The sequence below is a fragment of the Aeromonas sp. LsrichE-8G genome, assembly GCF_022869435.1.
GTDB classification, from domain to species: Bacteria; Pseudomonadota; Gammaproteobacteria; order Enterobacterales; family Aeromonadaceae; genus Aeromonas; species Aeromonas caviae.
The window spans coordinates 1-217 of record NZ_JALIHH010000246.1; positions in this window are offsets into that span (position 1 = coordinate 1).

Sequence of the window (217 nt, forward strand, 5' to 3'; positions counted from 1 at the left end):
CCCCTTGAGGGTCCTAAAGGGCCGTTGGAGACCACAACGTTGATAGGTGGGGTGTGTAAGCGTAGCGATACAAAAAAAAAAGCACTGCCCGGTAGCTAAGTTCGGAATCGATAACCGCTGAAAGCATCTAAGCGGGAAGCGAGCCCTATACCGAGAACGAATAACTAAATCAGCTTTTTCAGATTGAAGATTTTGCCTGGCGGCAATAGCGCAGTGG